Annotated in this window: 20 protein-coding genes and 1 riboswitch; of the genes, 9 read left to right on the top strand and 11 right to left on the bottom strand. The window is 73.3% G+C overall.

Going from position 1 to position 21,130, the window contains the following annotated elements; all coding sequences use genetic code 11:
- The first annotated feature begins 227 nt into the window (after positions 1-227).
- A complete protein-coding gene (locus tag ACIQKA_RS27570; RefSeq protein WP_402542725.1) occupies positions 228-947 on the top strand; it encodes a transporter substrate-binding domain-containing protein in 720 nt (239 codons plus the stop codon).
- 10 nt (positions 948-957) lie between these two features.
- Here ACIQKA_RS27570 and ACIQKA_RS27565 read toward each other — a convergent pair whose 3' ends face one another.
- The 5 genes from ACIQKA_RS27565 to thrC all read right to left on the bottom strand — a co-directional run bounded on the left by ACIQKA_RS27565 (position 958) and on the right by thrC (position 7,522).
- On the bottom strand, positions 958-2,505 hold the full coding sequence (locus ACIQKA_RS27565) for a lysine 2,3-aminomutase (protein WP_402542723.1): 1,548 nt from the start codon (positions 2,503-2,505) through the stop codon (positions 958-960).
- A 731-nt stretch (positions 2,506-3,236) separates the two neighbouring features.
- Entirely contained in the window at positions 3,237-4,865 is a 1,629-nt protein-coding gene (groL, locus tag ACIQKA_RS27560) for a chaperonin GroEL (protein ID WP_062753193.1), read from the bottom strand.
- A gap of 376 nt (positions 4,866-5,241) precedes the next feature.
- Positions 5,242-5,445: a cold-shock protein gene (locus tag ACIQKA_RS27555; protein WP_015035246.1), complete on the bottom strand. Its 204-nt coding sequence runs from the start codon at positions 5,443-5,445 to the stop codon at positions 5,242-5,244.
- A gap of 412 nt (positions 5,446-5,857) precedes the next feature.
- Positions 5,858-6,136 carry a MoaD/ThiS family protein gene (locus ACIQKA_RS27550; protein ID WP_383158624.1) on the bottom strand — a complete coding sequence of 93 codons (279 nt, stop codon included), beginning with the start codon at positions 6,134-6,136 and terminating at the stop codon, positions 5,858-5,860.
- 99 nt (positions 6,137-6,235) lie between these two features.
- Positions 6,236-7,522: a threonine synthase gene (gene thrC, locus ACIQKA_RS27545; protein WP_383431350.1), complete on the bottom strand. Its 1,287-nt coding sequence runs from the start codon at positions 7,520-7,522 to the stop codon at positions 6,236-6,238.
- 17 nt (positions 7,523-7,539) lie between these two features.
- Positions 7,540-7,684: riboswitch (SAM riboswitch) on the bottom strand.
- A 149-nt stretch (positions 7,685-7,833) separates the two neighbouring features.
- Between thrC and ACIQKA_RS27540 the strand changes: the two genes are divergently transcribed.
- The 4 genes from ACIQKA_RS27540 (at position 7,834) to ACIQKA_RS27525 (ending at position 10,836) form a co-directional block, all read left to right on the top strand.
- A complete protein-coding gene (locus ACIQKA_RS27540; RefSeq protein ID WP_402542720.1) occupies positions 7,834-8,775 on the top strand; it encodes a glucosyl-3-phosphoglycerate synthase in 942 nt (313 codons plus the stop codon).
- A 38-nt stretch (positions 8,776-8,813) separates the two neighbouring features.
- Positions 8,814-9,080, top strand: a complete 267-nt coding sequence (locus ACIQKA_RS27535) for a hypothetical protein (protein WP_383444087.1) — start codon at positions 8,814-8,816, stop codon at positions 9,078-9,080.
- 103 nt (positions 9,081-9,183) lie between these two features.
- Entirely contained in the window at positions 9,184-10,545 is a 1,362-nt protein-coding gene (locus ACIQKA_RS27530) for a trehalose-6-phosphate synthase (protein ID WP_383158615.1), read from the top strand.
- Between the two features lie 45 nt (positions 10,546-10,590).
- Complete coding sequence (locus ACIQKA_RS27525; RefSeq protein WP_402542718.1) at positions 10,591-10,836, top strand: dehydrogenase; 246 nt, start codon at positions 10,591-10,593, stop codon at positions 10,834-10,836.
- 62 nt (positions 10,837-10,898) lie between these two features.
- Here the strand turns inward: ACIQKA_RS27525 and otsB are convergent, their stop codons facing one another.
- From otsB to ACIQKA_RS27510, 3 genes are read right to left on the bottom strand one after another with little or no spacing between them, the layout of a single operon-like run.
- On the bottom strand, positions 10,899-11,741 hold the full coding sequence (gene otsB, locus ACIQKA_RS27520) for a trehalose-phosphatase (RefSeq protein ID WP_383158610.1): 843 nt from the start codon (positions 11,739-11,741) through the stop codon (positions 10,899-10,901).
- 50 nt (positions 11,742-11,791) lie between these two features.
- Positions 11,792-12,064 carry a DUF3263 domain-containing protein gene (locus tag ACIQKA_RS27515; protein WP_383158607.1) on the bottom strand — a complete coding sequence of 91 codons (273 nt, stop codon included), beginning with the start codon at positions 12,062-12,064 and terminating at the stop codon, positions 11,792-11,794.
- A 12-nt stretch (positions 12,065-12,076) separates the two neighbouring features.
- Positions 12,077-13,360: an ABC transporter substrate-binding protein gene (locus ACIQKA_RS27510; RefSeq protein ID WP_383158605.1), complete on the bottom strand. Its 1,284-nt coding sequence runs from the start codon at positions 13,358-13,360 to the stop codon at positions 12,077-12,079.
- A gap of 288 nt (positions 13,361-13,648) precedes the next feature.
- On the opposite strand from ACIQKA_RS27510, the gene ACIQKA_RS27505 reads away from it, so the two are divergent.
- From ACIQKA_RS27505 to ACIQKA_RS27495, 3 genes are all read left to right on the top strand, one after another.
- Positions 13,649-14,599, top strand: coding sequence for an ROK family protein (locus ACIQKA_RS27505; RefSeq protein ID WP_402542715.1), 951 nt, complete (start codon positions 13,649-13,651; stop codon positions 14,597-14,599).
- Positions 14,599-15,753, top strand: a complete 1,155-nt coding sequence (gene nagA, locus ACIQKA_RS27500) for an N-acetylglucosamine-6-phosphate deacetylase (RefSeq protein WP_402542713.1) — start codon at positions 14,599-14,601, stop codon at positions 15,751-15,753. The genes ACIQKA_RS27505 and nagA overlap by 1 nt, the downstream gene beginning before the upstream one ends.
- A 148-nt stretch (positions 15,754-15,901) precedes the next feature.
- Complete coding sequence (locus tag ACIQKA_RS27495) at positions 15,902-16,822, top strand: 1-phosphofructokinase family hexose kinase (protein ID WP_383158598.1); 921 nt, start codon at positions 15,902-15,904, stop codon at positions 16,820-16,822.
- Between the two features lie 44 nt (positions 16,823-16,866).
- Here ACIQKA_RS27495 and ACIQKA_RS27490 read toward each other — a convergent pair whose 3' ends face one another.
- Together ACIQKA_RS27490 and cdgB are read right to left on the bottom strand one after the other, a co-directional pair.
- Positions 16,867-17,844, bottom strand: a complete 978-nt coding sequence (locus ACIQKA_RS27490; RefSeq protein ID WP_383431359.1) for a carbohydrate-binding protein — start codon at positions 17,842-17,844, stop codon at positions 16,867-16,869.
- 142 nt (positions 17,845-17,986) lie between these two features.
- Entirely contained in the window at positions 17,987-19,690 is a 1,704-nt protein-coding gene (cdgB, locus tag ACIQKA_RS27485; RefSeq protein WP_383158594.1) for a diguanylate cyclase CdgB, read from the bottom strand.
- Positions 19,691-19,929: 239 nt separating this feature from the next.
- On the opposite strand from cdgB, the gene ACIQKA_RS27480 reads away from it, so the two are divergent.
- Positions 19,930-20,532, top strand: a complete 603-nt coding sequence (locus ACIQKA_RS27480; protein ID WP_383158591.1) for a flavin reductase family protein — start codon at positions 19,930-19,932, stop codon at positions 20,530-20,532.
- 129 nt (positions 20,533-20,661) lie between these two features.
- On the opposite strand, the gene arfB is transcribed toward ACIQKA_RS27480, so the two are convergent.
- On the bottom strand, positions 20,662-21,099 hold the full coding sequence (arfB, locus tag ACIQKA_RS27475) for an alternative ribosome rescue aminoacyl-tRNA hydrolase ArfB (protein WP_383158588.1): 438 nt from the start codon (positions 21,097-21,099) through the stop codon (positions 20,662-20,664).
- Positions 21,100-21,130 lie beyond the last annotated feature (31 nt).

Here is a 21,130-nt window from a genome sequence, read left to right as displayed (position 1 = left end):
CCCGGTGAAATGGCAGGTCAAACGCCATTCAGGCCTGTCCGAACCCGACCTTCTGCAACACCCTTTAGGGCGTGTGTCGAAAGTCCCGCCTGCCCTCCGGGCAGACGGCGCTACTTTCGACACACGCCCCAGGTTCCGTCCCCGTACGGAACGTCCCCGGCCGCTCCCCGGACTCCGGACTCCGCTCCCGCAGGGGAGGGCCCCACCCCTCCCTAGACTCCACGCCCATGACGACCACACAGCGCATCGCCGCCGACCTCGCCCCCGCCGGAGTGCTCCGCGCCTCCGTCAACCTCGGGAACCCGGTGCTCGCCCAGGGCACCCCCGAGGACCCCTCCGGGATCACCGTCGACCTGGCGCGGGAGATCGGGGCGCGGCTCGGGGTCGGGGTCGAGCTGCTCTGCTTCGACGCGGCGCGGAAGTCGTTCGGGGCGATGGCGGACGGGCGGGCCGACCTCTGCTTCCTCGCCGTGGACCCGGCGCGCGAGACGGAGGTCGCGTTCACCGCGCCGTACGTCGTCATCGAGGGGGTGTACGCCGTGCCGCGCGGCTCCGCGCTCACCGCCGTCGAGGAGGTCGACGCCCCCGGCGTCCGCGTCGGGGTCAAGAAGGGGTCCGCCTACGACCTGTTCCTGTCCCGGACCCTCGCGCACGCGACCGTCGTGCGCGGGGACGAGGGCGTCGACGTCTTCCGGACCGAGGGCCTGGAGGCGGGCGCGGGCATCCGGCAGCCCCTGACCGCGTACGTACGGGAGAACCCCGACGTCCGGCTGATCGAGGGCCGGTTCATGGAGATCCGGCAGGCGGTCGGCACGACGCCCTCCCGCGCCCCGGAGACCCTCGCCTTCCTCCGCGACACGGTCGAGGAGCTGAAGGCGAACGGCTTCGTCACGGACGCGCTGCGCCGCGCCGGCCAGGACACCGGTCTGCTGGCCCCGCCCGCCTGATTCCGGGGGTTCAGAGCGCCCCCTCCGGCGTCAGCGGCTTTCCCGGGATCAGGGTCTCGTCCTCCGGCCCGTACGGGATCAGTTCGTTCCACCCGTGGGCCGTCGGGTCGAAGCGGGCGTGGGCCCTGACCCCCGTCAGGGACGGGTCGCGGGTTCTGAGGGCGCGGAGGGCGAAGGCGGGACCGCCCGGGAGCCGGACGGTCCCGTCGAGGGCGAGGGCACCGAGGTCGGTGGAGAGCACCGGGCCCCGCACCGTACGGGCGGCCTTCGGGGTCCGCCGTACCGCCTCCGCGCAGACGTCCAGGGCCCGGGCCAGCGGCAGCCCGAAGTAGCGGCGCGGGCCCGCGTCCCGCTCCACCGCCACGCGGTACGGCACGAGCCCGAGGCCCAGTTGCTCGCGCCACATCCGGGCCCAGACCCCGGCGTCGTCGTTGACGTGCCGGAGGACGGCGGCCCGGGTGCGCAGGACCGCGCCCGTGGCGCGCAGCCGGCCGAGCGCGCGCCGGGCCGGCTCCGGGCACAGCTCCCGGGGGTGGGAGACCCGCAGCACCAGGTCGAGCCCCCGGCCCGAGGCGACGACCCGTTCGAGGAGCCGGAGGAGGTCGTCCGCGTCGGGGGCGTCCAGGAAGCGCCCGGGGAAGGAGGACACCGCCCCGGTGTCGACGCGGACGGTGCGGATCCGGGGCAGGGCGAGGAGGGGCGCGAGGTACGCGGCGAACCGCTCGGTCCGCAGGGCGAACGGGTCGGCGGACGGACCGGCCGCCGGCCCCGGGAACGGGCCTCCGGCCGTGAACCGCACGTCGGTGATCCCCGGGTGCCGGGCCAGGCGGGCGGCCATCGCCCCGGGGCCGCCGACGGGGCGGGAGGACCAGCGGGAGCAGGACGCGCAGGGGCACGGACCGGTCCGCCCCGGGCCGGGGAGGAGGACGCACAGCGTCTCGGGGTAGGGGTGCCGGAGCCCCGACCAGCCACCGGAGCCACCGGGTGCGCGGGATGCTCCGGAGGTGTCGAAGGCGCCGTGGAGACCGGATATGCCGGAGATTTCAGAGGCGCCGGAGACATCGGAGGCACCGGGGATGCCAGAGGCGCAGGAGACACCGGATACGCCGAGAGCGCCGGGAGCACCGAGGACGCCGAGGTCCTCGGGAACACCGAGGTCCTCGGGCGCGCCGGGGACGTCGAGGGACTCGGGCGCGCACAGCGCGCTGCGTTCCCGGACCCCGTCCGCCACCGTCCGCAGCCGGACCCGGTCACCGGACCGCAGCGCGGTCTCGACGGCGGCGAAGTCGGCGGGGGCGAGCATGTCGCGGTGGGGCACGAGGAGCCGGTAGAGGGGGTCGTCGGGGGCGCGTCCCCAGTCGATCAGCTCGTCGGCGGCGTGCGCGCCGACCTCGAACGGCAGCACGCGGCCCACGACGTCGGCGTCATGGGCGAGGTCGTCCCGCCCGGTCCGGCAGGCGACGAGCCGGCCGAGGCGCCGCCCGGTGAAGGACCTCGCCTCCGGAACGCCGTTCGTCCCCACGGGCGCCCCCCACAGCGGTCCGGTCCGACTCCTCACGATGCGACGATGATGGAGAGCGGACCGCGGGCCGCCAATGCCGCTAGCGGCGGCCGGAATCGGGGACAACCCGGAGTCCGGCCAAACGCCCGCGGCACGTACCGGACAGCCCCGGGCGCCGCCGCGGCCGGTCCGGACGGATACGGCCGGGTTCACACCCGGGGGCTTTCGGCCGCGCGCGGACGCGGGGCACCCGCCAGATCGGCGCCTTTTCTCCGGTCCTCCGCCCCCCGGCCGCGCGGGCGGAGAACACACCCGGCCGAAGCCCGGAAAGGCCCCTTCCCGGGGCGCGGGACGGGCCCCCGAGGACACTGCCGCACCCCGCGCCACGCCCGCACGGTCGACGACCTCATGCCCCTGCTCGACGACCTGTTCACGCCCGCCGCCGACCGGTGGCCGGGCCGACCGGTGGCCGGAGGGCGGCTCCGGCTGGTGGGACGGCTCCTACGCCGACCGGGACGGGCCGGTGCCGTTCTTCGTCGCGAAGCCGGACGAGAGCCTGGTGTCGTACGCCGAGCGGGGGCTGCTCCCGGGCGTCGGGAGCCGGGCCCCGGCCCTCGGCCGCGGGCCCGGGACGTGGACCGTTCCCGTACGAGGCGTGGGTCGCGCCCGGTACGGGACGCGAACCGGCCCGGCTCAACGCCCGAGGGCGGCACCCCCGTCAGGGGGTGCCGCCCTCGTTCGCGTTCAGCGATGAACCGCCGATCCCGGGATCCGGAGATCCCCGGGGATCAGAAGTCCATGTCACCGCCCGGCATGCCGCCGCCGGCCGGCGCGGCGGCCTTCTCCGGCTTGTCGGCGATGACGGCCTCGGTGGTGAGGAACAGCGCGGCGATCGACGCGGCGTTCTGGAGCGCGGAGCGCGTCACCTTCGCCGGGTCGATGATGCCCTCGGCGATGAGGTCGACGTACTCGTTGGTCGCGGCGTTCAGGCCGTGGCCGACGGGCAGGTTGCGGACCTTCTCCGCCACGACGCCGCCCTCGAGGCCGGCGTTGACGGCGATCTGCTTCAGCGGGGCCTCCAGGGCCAGCTTCACGATCGCGGCACCGGTGGCCTCGTCGCCGGAGAGGTCGGCCTCCAGCTTCTCGAAGACGGTCGACGCCTGGAGCAGGGCCACGCCACCGCCGGCGACGATGCCCTCCTCGACGGCCGCCTTCGCGTTGCGGACGGCGTCCTCGATGCGGTGCTTGCGCTCCTTGAGCTCGACCTCGGTCGCGGCACCGGCCTTGATGACGGCCACGCCGCCGGCCAGCTTCGCGAGGCGCTCCTGGAGCTTCTCGCGGTCGTAGTCCGAGTCGCTGTTCTCGATCTCGGCGCGGATCTGGTTCACGCGACCGGCGACCTGCTCGCTGTCACCGGCACCGTCGACGATGGTGGTCTCGTCCTTGGTGATGACGACCTTGCGGGCGCGGCCCAGCAGGTCGAGGCCCGCGTTCTCCAGCTTGAGGCCGACCTCCTCGGAGATGACCGTGCCGCCGGTGAGGATGGCGATGTCGTTCAGCATGGCCTTGCGGCGGTCGCCGAAGCCCGGGGCCTTGACCGCGACGGACTTGAAGGTGCCGCGGATCTTGTTGACGACCAGGGTCGACAGGGCCTCGCCCTCGACGTCCTCGGCGATGATCAGCAGGGGCTTGCCCGACTGCATGACCTTCTCCAGGAGCGGGAGGAGGTCCTTCACGGAGGAGATCTTGGAGTTGACGATCAGGAGGTAGGGGTCGTCGAGCGACGCCTCCATGCGCTCCATGTCGGTGGCGAAGTACGCCGAGATGTAGCCCTTGTCGAAGCGCATGCCCTCGGTGAGCTCCAGCTCCAGACCGAAGGTCTGGGACTCCTCGACGGTGATGACGCCTTCCTTGCCGACCTTGTCCATCGCCTCGGCGATGAGCTCGCCGATCTGGGTGTCGGCGGCGGAGATGGAGGCCGTGGAGGCGATCTGCTCCTTGGTCTCGACATCCTTCGCCTGCTCGAGGAGGGCGCCGGAGACGGCCTCGACGGCCTTCTCGATGCCGCGCTTGAGGGCCATCGGGTTGGCGCCGGCGGCGACGTTGCGGAGGCCCTCGCGGACGAGCGCCTGGGCGAGGACGGTGGCGGTGGTCGTGCCGTCGCCGGCGACGTCGTCCGTCTTCTTGGCGACTTCCTTGACCAGCTCGGCGCCGATCTTCTCGTACGGGTCCTCGAGCTCGATCTCCTTGGCGATGGAGACACCATCGTTGGTGATCGTGGGGGCGCCCCACTTCTTCTCGAGGACGACGTTGCGGCCCTTGGGGCCGAGGGTGACCTTGACGGCGTCAGCGAGCTGGTTCATGCCGCGCTCGAGACCGCGCCGGGCCTCCTCGTCGAACGCGATGATCTTGGCCATGTGAAGTGGTCCTCCCGGACATGGGGTGGATAACGCTCCAGGACCGCGCCGACGCCCGCGACGGACGGCCTCCGCGTGTCCGTGTGGTTCCTTGCCCCACCCGGCCGGCGGCCTCGTCTGCCCGATCCTCGTAGCACTCTCACCTGCCGAGTGCTAACGCCAATGATTAGCACTCGACCTAGGAGAGTGCAAGCGACTCTCGGGTTTCGGGAAGGGGGCACTGGGCTCCGGGGGTCGGGAGGGGCGCCCGGAGGGCCGTCCCGGGAGCGGGGCCGCACCGGGGCGCGGGGGCATCCGGGAACGCGCGAGGGGCCCGCGTCCCCTCAGGGATGCGGGCCCCTCGACGGCGTTGCGTCGCTGGCCGATCGCGCCGCGCTCAGACGGCGAGCTTGACCATGTCCGCCTGCGGACCCTTCTGGCCCTGCGAGATCTCGAACTCGACCCGCTGCCCCTCTTCGAGGCTGCGGTAGCCATCCATCTGGATCGCGCTGTAGTGGACGAAAACATCCGCACCACCGTCGACCGCGATGAAGCCGTAGCCCTTCTCCGCGTTGAACCACTTGACGGTGCCCTGAGCCATGCCCAACTCCCCTATTACTGGCCCTTGCGCGGGGCCGCACTTCACGAACCCCGGGTCAGACCCTGCGCCGGAACGCGTCGACCGCCGCTGAATGTATCTGTCCAACTGCCCTGTGCAACAGGCCATTCGGGCGAGAATTCTGGGCGGCGCGGAAAGGAGAATTGGGGAGGTTCCCTTGAATCGCGGGGCAAGTCGGGCCCGGCAAAGCGCGCAGAAGGTACACAACGCGCACACAGTTTGACTGCTTCTTGTCAGGTCGAGGCGCGATTTCATATGCGCCCGGCAGGAGCAGCGGAGGGGACTTCCCCAACCCTACCGCGCTCAACCATGCAGAATTGCCCCTTCCGCTTATGGACGCGGAAGGGGCAATTCAAGAAAGTCGGGACAACGGGAACCGCTCGCCGGATACGGCTCAGCAGCCGCCGGCGACCGCCGGGATGATCGAGACGCCCGAACCGGCCGGGGTGGCCGTCTCCAGGCCCTGCTCGAAGCGCACGTCGTCGTCGTTCACGTAGACGTTCACGAAGCGGCGCAGCTTGCCCTGGTCGTCCAGGACGCGGGCGGCGATGCCCGTGTGGTTCTTCTCCAGGTCCGCGATGACCTCGGCGAGGGTCGCGCCCTCGGCCTGGACCTCGGCCCGGCCGCCGGTGTAGGTGCGGAGGATGGTGGGGATGCGGACGTTCACGGCCATGACTTACGTACCTTTCGGGAAACCGGGGACCGGGGCCTGGGGGACCGGCGGGCGCCGAGGAGGCCGGCGGGCCGCCGGAGGGGCGGCCCGCCGAGGGGATCAGCGGGCCAGTCCGGCGTCGCGGAACGCGTCCAGGCTCGGTCGGATGGTGGCGGTCGCCTGAGAGGTGTCGGCCACCGCGTCCAGGGTCTTGAGCCCGTCGCCGGTGTTGAGGACGACTGTGGTGAGCTCCGGGTCGATGAGGCCGTTCTCCACCAGCTTGCGCGCGACGCCGACGGTCACGCCGCCCGCGGTCTCGGCGAAGATCCCCTCGGTCCGCGCGAGCAGCTTGATCGCGTCGACGACCTGCTCGTCGTTCACGTCCTCCACGGCGCCGCCGGTGCGGCGGGCGATGTCGAGGACGTACGGGCCGTCGGCCGGGTTGCCGATGGCGAGCGACTTGGCGATCGTGTTCGGCTTCTGGGGCCGCACGACGTCGTGCCCGGCCTTGAAGGCGGCGGACACCGGGGAGCAGCCCTCGGCCTGGGCGCCGAAGATCTTGTACGGCTTGTCCTCGACGAGGCCCAGCCTGACGAGCTCCTGGAGGCCCTTGTCGATCTTGGTGAGCTGGGAGCCGGAGGCGATCGGGATGACGAGCTGGTCGGGGATGACCCAGCCGAGCTGCTCGCAGATCTCGTACGCGAGCGTCTTGGAGCCCTCGCCGTAGTACGGGCGCAGGTTGACGTTCACGAAGCCCCAGCCCTCGCCGAGCGGGTCGCCGATGAGCTCCGAGCAGAAGCGGTTGACGTCGTCGTAGTTGCCCTCGATGGCGACCAGGTCGCCGCCGTAGACGCCGGCCATGACGACCTTGCCCTGCTCCAGGTCGTGCGGGATGAACACGCAGGAGCGGAAGCCGGCGCGGGCGGCGGCGGCGCCGACGGCGCCGGCCAGGTTGCCGGTGGAGGAGCAGGAGAGGGTGGTGAAGCCGAAGGCGCGGGCGGCCTCGATGGCCTGGGCGACGACCCGGTCCTTGAAGGAGTGGGTCGGGTTGCCGGAGTCGTCCTTGACGAAGAGCTTCCCGGGGGCGACGCCGATCTCGCGGGCCAGGTTGTCGGCCTTGACGAGCGGGGTCCAGCCGGGGTTCAGGTTCGGCTTCTCGGCGACGTCGGCGGGGACGGGCAGGAGGGGGGCGTAGCGCCAGATGCTGGCGGGGCCGGCCTCGATGCGCTTCCGCAGCTCCTCGGGGTCGCCGGCGGGGAGGTCGTACGCGACTTCGAGCGGTCCGAAACAGAGTTCGCAGGCGAAGATCGGGCCGAGTGCGAAGACTTCACCGCATTCGCGACAGGAGAGCCCGGACGCGGGACCGAGGTCGACGGTGGTGGCGGGTGCGACGGTCTGTACAGCCATGGAGGCGAGGCCCTTTCTCCTCATCTTTCCCATGACGAATTTTTCGCCATGAGACGGATTTGGCACCTTCCCTAGCCGGGGACCTCGCTGGATGACGAGTGACCGACTGGAGGGTTGCCGGGGCTTCAACGGGCCGTTTCCCTCTGCCCCTCTGGATGAGCGGTATTCGATTGTGGGGAGGGCCGGACTTTCGTTCCTGCGCTCCGACGCGTACGCCACCCCGATGTGCGCGGGGTCGCTGCGTTGTTCAAGACTGTAACCGAAGGCACGGGCGCTTGGACGGCCCGTCCGAACCGCGAGATGGAGATCACGTGCTGGAAGAGGTGGAGCGCTGGCTGTCCCGGCGGTCCTGGTCCGTGGCGGACCGGCCGCTGGAGCGGATCCTCGCCGCCAAGCGTGCGACGACAGTCAGCGTGGTGCTGCCGGCGCTGAACGAGGAGGCGACCGTCGGGGACATCGTGGCCGTGATCCGCCGCGAGCTGATGTCGGAGGCGGTGCCGCTCGTCGACGAGCTGGTGGTCCTCGACTCGGGCTCCACGGACCGCACGGCGGAGGTCGCGGCGGCGGCCGGGGCGCGGGTGGTGGCGCGCGACGACGTGCTCCCCCGGATACCGGCCGCGCCCGGCAAGGGCGAGGTCCTGTGGCGGTCACTGATGGTGACGAGCGGGGACGTCGTGTGCTTCGTGGACGCGGACCTGCGGGACTTCTCCGCGGACTTCGTGACGGGGATCGTGGGCCCGCTCCTGACCGACCCGGACGTGGACCTCGTCAAGGCGATGTACGACCGGCCGCTGGACGGCGCTCCCGGTCAGGGCGGCCGGGTGACGGAACTGGTGGCGCGCCCGCTGCTCAATCTGCACTGGCCGCGGCTGGCCGGCTTCGTGCAGCCGCTCGGCGGCGAATACGCGGCCCGCCGCTCGCTCCTGGAGCGACTGCCCTTCCCGGTCGGTTACGGAGTGGAGCTGGGCCTGCTCGTGGACGCGCTGCACACGGTGGGCCTGGACGGGCTCGCGCAGGTGGACGTGGGCGTCCGCAGGCACCGGCACCAGGACGGGCACGCGCTCGGCCGGATGGCGGCGGCGATCTACCGGACGGCGCAGCTGAGGCTGTCGCGGGGGCACATGGTGCGGCCGTGGCTGACCCAGTTCGAACGGGGCGAGCGGGGCTTCGAGCCGCGGACGTACGCGGTGGACACGGAGGAGCGGCCGCCGATGGCGGAGATCGCGGAGTACGCGCGGCGCCGCGTGGCGTAACGCCACCTTATGGTCCGCTCTGCATACATTCATCTTCCATGGGCTTCAGGCGAGGTGCGAGCAGGATGCTGGCGGTGACGAGCATGGCGACGGCCTCGCTCCTGGCCGTCCCGGCGGGCGCCGCCCCCGTGCCGCCGGGCCCCGTCCACGTCTCCCCGGCGCCGGGCGCGCCGGGGAGGACGGTCGGCCCGGCGCCGGCCCGGGACGGCGAGGAACGCCTCTGGCTGCTCGGCGGCCTGGTGACGGCGCTCGCGGCGACGGGCCTGGTGGCGAGGGCGGCCCTGCGCGACCGCACCGACCTGTGAGCGCCACCGGGCCCCGCCCGGTTCCCGCTCACCCTCCGTGGCCGGATCCCCCCGTCTTGTATACGTACGTTTGAGCGTTTACGGGACGGGCTAGGTTCGCCACATGGCTACTGTGCTCGTGGCATCCAACAGGGGACCGGTCTCGTACGTGCTCGGCGAGGACGGCTCGCTCGACGCCCGCAGGGGCGGCGGCGGTCTGGTCTCCGGCCTGAGCGCCGTCTCCTCGCAGGACAGCGTGTGGGTGTGCGCGGCCCTCGGCGAGGGCGACCGGGAGGCGGTCCGGCGCGGGGTCGGGGAGCCCGGCGTGCGGATGCTGGACATCGATCCCGACGTGTACGCGGACGCGTACAACGGCATCGCGAACTCGGTGCTGTGGTTCCTGCACCACCACCTGTACGACATCCCGCGCGAGCCCGTGTACGACGCGGAGTTCCGGCGCCGCTGGGAGTCGTACCGCGCCTACAACCGCGCCTTCGCGGAGGCGCTGGCCGGGGCGGCGGACGAGGGGGCGGCGGTCCTGGTGCAGGACTACCACCTGGCCCTGGTCCCCGGGCAGCTCCGCGAGCTCCGCCCGGACCTGCGGATCGCGCACTTCACCCACACCCCGTGGGCGTCCCCCGCGTACCTGCGGATGCTGCCGGACGACATCCGCGAGGAGCTGCTGTGGGGGATGCTCGGCGCGGACGAGCTGGGCTTCCACACGTCGGCCTGGGCCGAGGCGTTCGCGGCCGGCGCGGACACGAAGGGCACCGGGACGCGCGTCGCGGTGTATCCGCTGGGCGTCGACGCCGAGGAGCTGCGGGCGCTCGCGCACCGGCCGGCGGTGGACGAGCGGCTGGCGGAGCTGCGGGCCGAGGTCGGCGACCGGAAGACCATCGTCCGCGTGGACCGCACCGAGCTGTCGAAGAACATCCTGCGCGGCCTGCTCGCCTACCGCGAGCTCCTGACCACCCGCCCGGAGTGGCGGGGCCGGGTGGTGCACCTGGCGTCGGCGTACCCCTCCCGCCAGGACCTGGAGGTCTACCGCTCGTACACGACCGCGGTGGCGGCCCTGGCGGAGGAGATCAACGCCGAGTTCGGCACGGAGGACTGGACGCCGGTCCTGGTCTCGGTGAAGGACGACTTCACCCGCTCCCTGGCGGCCTACCGCCTCGCGGACGTGGCCCTGGTGAACCCGGTCCGCGACGGCATGAACCTGGTGGCCAAGGAGATACCAGTGGTCTCGGAGGAGGGCTGCGCGCTGGTCCTCTCGCGGGAGGCGGGCGCGTACGAGGAACTGCGCGAGGACGCCCTCACGGTGAACCCGTACGACGTCTCGGAGACCGCCGAGGCGCTCCACGCCGCCCTCACGATGCCCCGCCCCGAACGCGCCGACCGCACGAAGCGCCTGGCGACGGCGGCGACGGCCCTGCCCCCGCAGCGCTGGTTCCTGAGCCAGCTGGAGGCGCTCGGGAACCCCGCGTAGGGACCGGCGACCGGGTGCCGCCGTCCCCGGGACCGGCTCACGGCGATGGCGGGCCCGTCGGTCGGACAGACCGCCCGGCAGCTCGCGAGCGGCGACTACACCGCCGGCGTCGCCTCCCGCCTCGCCGTGCAGGTCGCGGGCGTCCGGACCTTCCCGAACACGGCCGAACAACAGGGCGTCGGCCCGGAGCTGCTCACCCCCTGCTTCACCCTGATGCGCCGCCGCCCGGCCCCGGGCGGCGGCGAGGAGGACCTGACGGGCGTGATCGACCTGCTGGCGGGGGAACGCTGACGGGCCCGCCCGTGCCCGTACGAGACCCCCGCGCCCCCTCGCCTCCGTGTGTGCGGGCCCGGTCAGTCCCCCCGCACCGCCTCCGCCAGGGACGTCAGGAAGTCCACCACGCCCGTCGGGCCCGGGACCGCGAGGTCGCCGCGGTCGGAGAGTTCCGGGACCTCGCCGGAGCCGCTGCAGACCAGGAGGCCGGGCGTGCCGTCGGAGCGGAGCTTCTCCACGGCGGCGAAGGCGGGCAGGTCGCCCAGGTCGTCGCCCGCGTAGAGCACGGCACCCGCGCCCGTCTCGCGTACGTACGCGGCGAGCGCCACGCCCTTGTCCATGCCCGGGGGCCGCAGCTCCAGGACCATCCGGCCGGGCTCCAGGACGAGGCCGTGTTCGGCGGCCAGGTCGGCGAGGGGGCCCTTGAGCGCCTCGAAGGCGCCCTCCGGGTCCGTGGCCCTGCGGGTGTGGACCGCGAGCGCGCGGCCCTTCTCCTCGATCCACACGCCCTGCCACGCCCCGGCCCGGTCGAGGAAGCCGGGCAGCTCGGCGCGGACGGCGGCCACGCCCGGGGGGACGGGGGCGGCCCGGACCGTGCCGGTGACGGCGTCCCAGCGTTCGGCGCCGTAGTGGCCGAGGACGACCAGGTGCTCCAGGCCGGGGACGCCGGCGAAGCCGCCGTGGCGGACGGCGACCCCGGCGGGCCGGCCGGTCACCACGGCGACGGAGGCGACCCGGGGCGCGAGGGCCGCGAGGGCGGCCACCGCGCCGGGGTGGGCGCGGGCCGACTCGGGGTCGGGGACGATGTCGGCGAGCGTCCCGTCGAAGTCGAGGGCGACGACGGTCTCCTCCGGCCGCGCGAGGATCGCGGCCAGGCCGTCGCGGCCGGCGGACGTGGTCGGGTGCGGAAGGCTGTTGACCATGCTTCCGACCCTACCCACGGAGCGCCGCGCCTACCTCCCCGCTTCCGCGCTCACCTCCTGCGCTGGCGCTGCTCGCGCACCCGGCGCAGCCGGTTGACCGTCACCGGGTCGTGGGCCAGGGCGCGCGGGTCGTCGAGGAGCGCGTTGAGGAGCTGGTAGTAGCGCGTCGGGGAGAGGCCGAGGCCCTCGCGGACGGCCCGCTCCTTGGCGCCGGGGCCCGGCCAGGAGCGGCGCTCGACGGCGAGGAGGGCCTGCTCCTGCTCGGTGAGGGCGGCGGGGCCCCCGCCGCCCTCACCCTGCGTCGCTTCCCGGTCCTCGCTCATAGGACCAACTTATTACTCGGCGGCCTCCGCCGCCGTCGCCACGCGTCCGATCGAGCCCAGGACCTCGGCGGGACGCCCGTTCGGGACGACGGCCTTGCCGATGTTCTGCTTGACGTTCTCGCTGACCTTGGCCCACGAGGTCTTGCCGACCGGCGGGAGCTGCGCGTCGGGGAGGACCTTGAGGAAGACGTGCAGGTTGGCGTGCTCGGGGTCGGCCTCCATGCGGCCGGAGGCGCTGACGGTGACCGGCAGCAGGTCGTTGTCCCCGGCGAACTTCAGGACGTTGTCGTCGTTGAAGGCGAAGTTGAGGAAGTCGCCGATCTCCTTGCGGTGGCCGTTCTGCTTGAAGCCCATGATCCAGTCGGCGACGCCCATGGAGGTCCGGCTCGGGCCGTCGGCGCCGGGGAGCGGAACCTGGCCGACCTCGACGCCCTTCTTCGCGGCCTCCTTGAGGAGCGAGGGGTGGCCGTTGAGCATGCCGACCTCGCCGTTCGCGAAGGCGGTGAAGGCGGCCTTGCGGTTGAGCTTGCCGGGGGCGACGGGGCCGGTGAGGTCCTTGCCGACGAGGTTCGTGCGGAGCCACTCGAAGGTGCGCACGTTGGCCTCGGAGTCGACCGCGTAGTGGTCGGTGGCGTCGGTCCAGCCGCCCTCGCCCGCGAGCAGCCACATCATGGCCTCGGCCTGGGCCTCCTCGGGGCCCAGCGGCAGTGCGAAGGGGGTGCGGACGCCCTCCTTCTTGAGCTTCCCGGCGGCCTCGGCCAGCTCGTCCCAGGTGGTGGGCGGCTTGATGCCGGCCTGCGCGAAGAGGGCCTTGTTGTAGAAGAGGGGGCGCGTGGAGGCGACGAAGGGCAGGCCGTACTGGGTCTGCTTGTGCTCGCCCGCGGCGACGAGCCGGGGGAGGAAGTTGGCCTGGACGGGTATGGAGAGCAGGTCGTCGGCGGCGTAGAGCTGGCCGGCGGCCGCGTAGTCGGCGTAGGCGCCGATCTGCGCGATGTCGGGGGCCTCGCCCGCCTTGACCATCTCGGCGACCTTGCGGTCGACGTCGTCCCAGGACTCGACCTGGACCTGGACCTTGATCCCGGGGTGCTTCGCCTCGAAGGCGGCGGCGAGATCGGTCCAGTACTTCTTGCTGGAGTCGCCGCCGGTCAGGTCGTACTCGGCGGCGACCAGCTTCAGGGTCACGTCGCCGGAGTCGCCGCCCAGGGACCCGCAGCCGGAGACCGTGGCGGTCAGTCCGAGGGCCGCGGCGGCCGCGGTCAGTCCAAGAAATCGTCGCCGCTCCACGGCTTCATCCACCTTTTGCTCGTCGTTGAGCTGCACTGAGCTGCACGTTTGCTCTCGTCAGGGCCGCAAGTCTGCCCCGCGCGCGCCATAAGGTCTACACCACTCGGATATCACTTCCGCAACACCCTTTCCGAAATGCCGCGGATCGGACGCGGACCGGGAGGGGTCCGGGAGCGGTCCGAGCGCCGGGCGGAGGCGGGTCCGCTCGGCCCCCGCACCGGGAATCGAATTTGTATCCGTACGCAACAATCCTCAGCAGTGGACTAGACCTTTTGCCCCGCGACGGCCAGACTATGCCCCGTGAAACACGTCATCGCCCTGGATGTGGGCGGCACCGGCATGAAGGCCGCCCTCGTCGGGGCGGACGGCACCCTGCTCCACGAGGCCCGCCGCGCCACCGGGCGCGACCGGGGCCCCGAGGCCGTGGTCGAGACGATCCTCGGCTTCGCGGAGGACCTCCGCCTCCTCGGCCAGGAGCGGTACGGAGAGCCCGCCGCGGCCGCCGGAGTCGCCGTCCCCGGAATCGTCGACGCCGAGAACGGCATCGCCGTCTACGCCGCCAACCTCGGCTGGCGCGACGTTCCCATGCGCGAACTCCTCAGCCGCCGCCTGGACGGCCTCCCCGTCGCCCTCGGCCACGACGTGCGCACCGGCGGCCTCGCCGAGGGACGCATCGGCGCGGGCAACGGCGCCGACCGCTTCCTCTTCGTGCCCCTCGGCACCGGCATCGCCAGCGCCATCGGCATCGGCGACCGCATCGAGGCCGGCGCCCACGGCTACGCCGGCGAGATCGGCCACATCGTCGTCCGCCCCGGCGGCACCGCCTGCGGCTGCGGCCAGCGCGGCTGCCTGGAGCGGTACGCCTCCGCCTCCGCCGTCTCCCTCGCCTGGGCCGAGGCCGGCGGCGACCCGGAGGCCGACGCCGCCGACTGCGCCAAGGCCGTCGAGTCCGGCGACCCCACGGCCGTGCGGATCTGGCAGGACGCCGTCGACGCCCTCGCGGACGGCCTGGTCACCGCGCTCACCCTCCTGGACCCCCGCACGCTCATCATCGGTGGCGGTCTCGCCGAGGCCGGGGAAACCTTGTTCACACCACTTCGGGCCGCGGTGGAGGAGCGAGTCACGTTCCAGAAGCTGCCCGCCATCGTCCCGGCGGCCCTCGGGGACACCGCCGGTTGCCTGGGCGCGGGCCTCCTCGCCTGGGACCTGCTCGCCGCCCAGCGCCCCACCGACTCGGAGGTTTCCGCCTGATGGCCGATCACAAGGTTCTCACCGGCGCACACGTCGTGCTGCCCACCGGGATCGTCGAGAACGGACGCGTGATCGTCGACGGCGGCCGCATCGTCGGCAGCGCCCCCGAGGGCGCCGAGACCATCGACCTGGCCGGCCACTGGCTCGTCCCCGGCTTCGTGGACACGCACAACCACGGCGGCGGCGGCGCGTCCTTCACCTCCGGCACCGCCGAGGAGGTCCTCAAGGGCGTCCACACCCACCGCCTGCACGGCACCACCACCACCGTGGCCTCCCTCGTCACCGGCGAGATGGACTTCCTCACCGGGCGCGCCGGGCTCCTCTCCGAGCTGGCCGAGCAGGGCGAGATCGCCGGCATCCACTTCGAGGGCCCGTTCATCTCGCCCTGCCGCAAGGGCGCCCACGACGAGACGCTGCTCCGCTACCCGGACCCGGCCGAGGTCCGCAAGCTGGTCGACGCCGCCCGCGGCCGGGCCAAGATGGTCACCCTCGCCACCGAGCTCCCCGGCGGCCTCGACTCCGTGCGCCTCCTCGCCGAACACGGCGTGATCGCCGCCATCGGCCACACCGACGCCACGTACGAGCAGACCGTCGCCGCCATCGACGCGGGCGCCACCGTCGCCACCCACCTCTACAACGCGATGCCCGCCCTCGGCCACCGCGCCCCCGGCCCGATCGCCGCCCTCCTGGAGGACGAGCGGATCACCGTCGAGCTCATCAACGACGGCACCCACCTGCACCCCGCCGCCCTGGAGCTGGCCTTCCGCCACGCGGGCCCCGGGCGCGTCGCCCTCATCACCGACGCCATGGACGCCGCCGGCTTCGGCGACGGCCGCTACATGCTCGGCCCCCTGGAGGTCGAGGTGAAGGACAGCGTCGCCCGGCTCGTCGAGGGCGGCTCCATCGCCGGCTCCACCCTCACCCTGGACCGCGCCTTCAAGCGCTCCGTCACCGTCGACGGCCTGCCCGTCGAGTCGGTCGTCCAGGCCATCTCCGCCAACCCGGCCCGCCTCCTCGGCGCGTACGACCGCGTCGGCTCCCTGGAGCCCGGCAAGGACGCCGACATCGTCGTCCTCGACGCCCACTTCAACCTCAGGGGCGTCATGCGCAAGGGCGCCTGGGTCGTCGAGCCCGCGGTCCCCGCGACCGTCTGACCACCGGCCCGACCAGAAGCCTGATCAGGCGTCATACGGAAGAGCGGTGGGCCGGGGGTCTGGGCCAACCGCTCTTCGTTTGGCATGATCAGTGGCCGTCGGAACACGCGTTCCACGGGTCTTCACCGGGAGTACGGGGGGTGGACAGGTGATCGTGACGGTCACCCTCAACACGGCGCTGGACCTGACCTACCGGGTCCCCGCCCTCACCCCGTGCGCCTCCCACCGGGTCACCCAGGTGATCGAGCGCCCCGGCGGCAAGGGGCTCAACGTGGCCCGGGTCCTCGCCGCCCTCGGGTACGAGACCGTCGCCACCGGCTTCGCGGGCGGCGCCACCGGGGCGGTGCTGCGGGACGGGCTCGCGGCGACCCCGGTCCGGGACGAGCTGGTCGAGACGGCCGGGTCCACCCGCCGCACGGTCGCGGTCGTCGACGCCGCCGGCGGGGACACCACCCAGCTCAACGAGCCGGGGCCGACCGTCACCGCCGCCGAGTGGGACGCCTTCCGCGCCCGCTTCGCCGCGCTCCTCGACGGCGCCGCCGCCGTCGCCCTCTGCGGCAGCCTCCCGCCGGGCATCCACGTCGGCGCGTACGCGGAACTGGTCCGGCTCGCCCGCGCCGCCGCCGTGCCCGTGCTCCTCGACACCAGCGGCGAGCCGCTGCGGCGGGGCATCGCCGCCCGCCCCGACCTGGTCAAGCCCAACGCGGACGAGCTGGCCCAGCTCACCGGCGCCCGCGACCCGCGCCGGGCCACCCTCGACGCGCGCCGCCGGGGCGCCCACGCGGTGGTCTCCTCGCTCGGCCCCGAGGGCCTGCTCGCCGCGACCCCCGAGGGCCTGTGGCGCGCGGCCCCGCCGGCCCCCGTCCGGGGCAACCCGACGGGCGCGGGCGACTCGGCCGTCGCGGGCCTGCTCTCGGGCCTGGTCGACGGCGTCCCCTGGCCGGACCGCCTGGTCCGCGCGGTCGCCCTCTCGGCGGCGACGGTCCTCTCGCCGGTGGCCGGGGAGTTCGACCGGGCGGCGTACGAGGAGCTGCTGGGGCGGGTGAGGACGACGGAGGAGGCCCCCTGAGGGACCTCCTCGCCGGAAACGTCGGGACGTCGGGACCTCGCGCGTCAGCGCTTCCCGGTCTTCCCGGCCTCCAGGTAGACCTGGTCCAGGATCGCGTCGCAGGAGTCGCCCGACTCGCAGGAGATCTTGAGCGAGTTCGACCCCTTGTTGAGCGTCACGTAGGAGTAGGTGTAGGTCCACCCCTTCTCCCAGTCGCCCTCGGCGCCCTTCGCCCAGTTGTTCATCCGGATCTCGCGGGGCTTCTCGCCGTTGACCGTCAGGGACGTCTTGGCGTCCTTGCCGGGCACGCTGTACACGATCCGGAGGGTGTAGTCCCCGGTGCTCGGGACGTCCACGGACCAGCTCGCGGAGCCGCCCTCGCCGTTGAAGACCACGTAGGAGCCGCCCGGGCCCTTCGCGCCCTTCACGGCCGTGTCGAGCTTCGCCGGGCCGCCGAGCTGGAGCGTGGCCGCGTCCTGCCTCGGCAGGTCGCTCGGGGTCGGCGCGGGCGAGCTCGGGTCGCCGCTCGGGGTCTCCGACGGCCGGGAGGACGCCGTGGGCGTGGGCGCGGTGCCGCCCGCCTTGTCGTCCGGCGTGTCCTTGTTCATGTTCGTGATGACCGCCGCCGCGATGCCGAGCACCACGACCGCGACGACCGCGACCGCGCCGATCAGCAGGCCCCGGGTGTTGGGGCCCCGGCCGGAGCCGCCGCGCTGCGGGGGCGGCGGGGTCTGGCGGGGCGGCTGCTGGCCGCCGTAGGTCTCGGGCGCGGCGTACTGCGCGTGCGGCTGCCCGTAGGGCGCCTGCTGCTGCGGCACGTACGTCTGCGCCTGCTGCTGGCCGCCGTACTGTCGGCGGTCGCCGACCGTTCTGACCTGGTTGTACGAGGTCCGGGGCACGCCCGGCTGCGCGGGGCCGGGGCCGGGGTAGCCGTAGCCGCCGCCCTGCGGGGGCTGCGCGCCCGCCGCCCGTCCGTCCTCGTACAGGTAGCCGAACGGATCGTCGTCCTCGGGCTTGTTCGAGCCGTCGTTACCGGCAGCCATCCGGGTCATCCTCTCCATGCTCGCCAGCCGTCGCCGACCCGGCGAGCCTACCCCGAACGGACCATTCCCCGACTCGGACCCTTGACCTGCTCCCCGCCGGCGCGCACGTCAGCCGGTGACCCGCCACCGCCCGGCACGCACGTCAGCCGGCCCGGCGCTGGACCTTGGCGCGGGAGCGCTTCTCCACGTACATGCGCTGGTCGGCGGAGTTCAGGACCTCTTCCACGGTCATCCCGCACTCGGCCCAGCCGATGCCGAAACTGGCCCCGACGCGGACCGCGCGCCCGTCCACCCGGATGGGCGGGATGATCGCGTTGCGGAGGCGCACGGCCAGGTCTGCGGCGTCGGCCGCGCCCAGGCCGTCGGCGAGGACGACGAACTCGTCGCCGCCGAGCCGGGCGACGGTGTCCCCGTCCCGGACGCCGGTGGTGAGCCGCCGGGCCACCTCGATGAGGACGGCGTCGCCGGTGTGGTGCCCGAAGCGGTCGTTGATCGACTTGAAGCCGTCGAGGTCGCAGAAGAGGACCGCGAGCCCCTTGGTGCCGTCGTCGGTCTCGCCGCCCGAGGGGGCCACCATGTGGACGTGGTGGTCGTACGGCCCCGCGCCCCCCGCCGGCTCGAAGCCGAAGCCGTGCTCGTGTTCGTGCTCGTACGGCTCGTAGCCGGAGCCCGGTCCGGGCACGTGGCCGTACCCGTAGCCGTCGCCGTACGCGCCGGGGGCGTCCGCCGGGCGCTCGCAGAGGCGGGCGGAGAGCCGGGAGCGCAGCTCGGCGCTGTTGGGCAGGCCGGTGAGGGCGTCGTGCGAGGCGCGGTGGGCGAGCTGGAGCTCGTGGCGCTTGCGCTCCTCGATGTCCTCGACGTGGGTGAGGAGGAAGCGGGGGCCGTCGGCGGTGTCGGCGACCACGGAGTTCCGCAGGGAGACCCAGACGTAGGTGCCGTCGCGGCGGGCGAGCCGCAGCTCGGCCCGGCCGCCCTCGGCGGAGGTCCGCAGCAGGGTGCCGATGTCCTCGGGGTGGACGAGGTCGGCGAAGGAGTAGCGGCGCATGACCGAGGCGGGGCGGCCGAGGAGCCGGCACAGGGCGTCGTTGGTGCGCAGGAGCCGGCCGTGCTGGTCGCCGCCCATCTCGGCGATGGCCATGCCGGAGGGGGCGTACTCGAAGGCCTGGCGGAAGGATTCCTCGCTGGCGCGCAGGGCCTGCTGCTCCCGTTCGAGCCGGACCAGGGCCCGCTGCATGTTGGAGCGGAGGCGGGCGTTGCTGATGGCGATGGCCGACTGCGAGGCGTACATCTGGAGCGCCTCCTGGCCCCAGGGGCCGGGGTGCCGGCCGTTGCGCGGACGGTCGACGGATATGACGCCGAGGAGCTCGCGGCGGGAGCCGGGCGGGGGTCCCCCCGCGCGGGCGGAGCCGAGCGTGGGGGAGTACATCGGGGCGTAGAGCCGGTCGTGGGGGTGCCACTCGTCCTCGAAGCGGGGCGCGGGGCCGTCGGTGTGCCACTGGGGGACGTCGTCGTCCAGCAGGACCCAGCCCTCGGTGTGCGGTATGAACCGCAGGTCGCCCCAGGCGACGCCCATGGAGAGGCGGCGGTCCCAGGCCGCGCGGGAGCCGACCCGGCCGGTGATCAGAGCCTCGGCGGCGGAGCTTCCGGCGAAGGCGGCGACGACGAGGTCACCGTCGGGGCGCACCAGGTTGACGCAGGCGAGCTCGTAGTTGAGACCGGCGACCACGCCGTCCGCGACGGTCTGCAGGGTGTCCGCCAGGCTGCGGGCGGTGTTGAGGTCCGTCACGACCTGATGCAGCTGCCGCAGGGTCGAGAGACGGACGTACGGCTCCGACTCGGTCTCCATCGCTCGCTCTCCCCGAGACCTCGACAGCAACTCCAGTGTTCTGATCGGCTTCCTGTCGCACAATCGCGTTTCCCTAGGGACTGTGATTGCCACTGAATCACAGTGAGCTGCGCAGCCGGTACACAGGGTCAGCAAATACTGCCCGCTGTGACTCAAGTCACAGCAGGTCATGGCGGGTCGGCCGGGTTCCCGGGCGGGTCCTAGGACCGACGGGGGCGGAAGCCTGGTCCCCGCGCCCGATGCGTCCCCCGGGAAGCCGTCCTAGCGTCGGGAGGGTGTTGCAGAAGACCGCCTCCCCGCCCCCCGTGACCGACCTGGCGATCCCGCATGCTGAGGGGGTGAGCAACGAAGAGTTCCGGGCGGCCATGTCCCGCCTCGCGTCGGGCGTGGTCCTGGTGACCGCGCACGACCCCGACGACGGCCCGCGCGGCGAGGACGTCGGCATGACGGCCACCGCCTTCACGTCGGTCTCCCTCGACCCGCCCCTGGTCCTGATCGGCCTCCGCAACGGCTCCCGCATGGACGACCTGCTCACCGACGTCCCCGTCTGGGCGGTCTCGATCCTCTCCGAGGACCAGCGGCACGTCGCCGGGCGCTTCTCGATGAAGAACCGCGTCAGCGACCGGCTGCTCTTCGCCGACCTGCCGTACACGCGCGGCGGGGCGAGCGGCGCCCCGCTCGTCGGCGGCGCGCTCGCGGTCCTGGAGTGCCGCACCGAGAACCGGGTGGTGGCCGGCGACCACACGCTCGTGGTGGGCCGGGTCCTGACGGCGGACGCGTCCCCGGCGGACGGCAGCGGGCCCCTGGCGTACTTCCGGGGGAGGTACCGGCACCTGGGCTGACGGGGCCGGACACCGCGCGTCGGCGGGCACGGCCGGCCGGACACCGCGCGTCGGCGGGCACGGCCCGACGGCCGGGGCACGGCCGGTCGTCACGGCCCGGCGGCCCGGGCACGGCCCGTCGGCGGCCGGTCAGCCCCAGTCGCGGGACTGCCGGGTGCGCTTGGTCTCCGAGCGCTGCTTCTTCTCCCGCAGCCGCCGCTCGTTGATGCCGCGCGGGATCTTCGTCGGCCGGCGGGGCTTCGGCGGCGGGGCCGTCGCCTCGGCGAGGAGCGCGGCCAGGCGGACCGCCGCCGTCTCGCGGTTGCGCCACTGCGAGCGGTGCTCCGAGGCCCGCACGGTCACGACGCCGTCGACCAGGCGGGAGGCGAGCCGCTCCAGGGCGCGGGCCTTCCACACCTCGGGGAGCGCGTCGGTGGCCGCGAGGTCGAAGCGGAGCTCGACCCGGGAGTCGCTGGTGTTGACGTGCTGCCCGCCCGGGCCCGAAGCGCGCGAGAAACGCCACTGGAGCTCGGCCTCGGGGAGCGAGACGGAGCCGCGAATGGGATACGGACCGGACATGCCCCCCATGTTCCCCGCACTGGGCCGTCGGAGTCATCCT

The sequence above is a fragment of the Streptomyces sp. NPDC092045 genome (assembly GCF_044756005.1).
Taxonomy (GTDB): Bacteria; Actinomycetota; Actinomycetes; order Streptomycetales; family Streptomycetaceae; genus Streptomyces.
The sequence above is the reverse complement of the archived record's forward strand: the minus strand, read 5'-3'. Positions and strand labels throughout refer to the sequence as shown.

Bases quoted from the DNA above. Each gene is read 5' to 3' on its own strand.
- ACIQKA_RS27570 (WP_402542725.1), top strand. From the start codon at position 228: ATGACGACCACACAGCGCATCGCCGCCGACCTCGCCCCCGCCGGAGTG.
- groL (WP_062753193.1), bottom strand. From the start codon at position 4,865: ATGGCCAAGATCATCGCGTTCGACGAGGAGGCCCGGCGCGGTCTCGAG.
- ACIQKA_RS27555 (WP_015035246.1), bottom strand. From the start codon at position 5,445: ATGGCTCAGGGCACCGTCAAGTGGTTCAACGCGGAGAAGGGCTACGGC.
- ACIQKA_RS27550 (WP_383158624.1), bottom strand. From the start codon at position 6,136: ATGGCCGTGAACGTCCGCATCCCCACCATCCTCCGCACCTACACCGGC.
- thrC (WP_383431350.1), bottom strand. From the start codon at position 7,522: ATGGCTGTACAGACCGTCGCACCCGCCACCACCGTCGACCTCGGTCCC.
- ACIQKA_RS27535 (WP_383444087.1), top strand. From the start codon at position 8,814: ATGGGCTTCAGGCGAGGTGCGAGCAGGATGCTGGCGGTGACGAGCATG.
- ACIQKA_RS27530 (WP_383158615.1), top strand. From the start codon at position 9,184: ATGGCTACTGTGCTCGTGGCATCCAACAGGGGACCGGTCTCGTACGTG.
- ACIQKA_RS27525 (WP_402542718.1), top strand. From the start codon at position 10,591: ATGGCGGGCCCGTCGGTCGGACAGACCGCCCGGCAGCTCGCGAGCGGC.
- otsB (WP_383158610.1), bottom strand. From the start codon at position 11,741: ATGGTCAACAGCCTTCCGCACCCGACCACGTCCGCCGGCCGCGACGGC.
- ACIQKA_RS27515 (WP_383158607.1), bottom strand. From the start codon at position 12,064: ATGAGCGAGGACCGGGAAGCGACGCAGGGTGAGGGCGGCGGGGGCCCC.
- nagA (WP_402542713.1), top strand. From the start codon at position 14,599: ATGGCCGATCACAAGGTTCTCACCGGCGCACACGTCGTGCTGCCCACC.
- ACIQKA_RS27490 (WP_383431359.1), bottom strand. From the start codon at position 17,844: ATGGCTGCCGGTAACGACGGCTCGAACAAGCCCGAGGACGACGATCCG.
- cdgB (WP_383158594.1), bottom strand. From the start codon at position 19,690: ATGGAGACCGAGTCGGAGCCGTACGTCCGTCTCTCGACCCTGCGGCAG.
- ACIQKA_RS27480 (WP_383158591.1), top strand. From the start codon at position 19,930: ATGCGTCCCCCGGGAAGCCGTCCTAGCGTCGGGAGGGTGTTGCAGAAG.
- arfB (WP_383158588.1), bottom strand. From the start codon at position 21,099: ATGGGGGGCATGTCCGGTCCGTATCCCATTCGCGGCTCCGTCTCGCTC.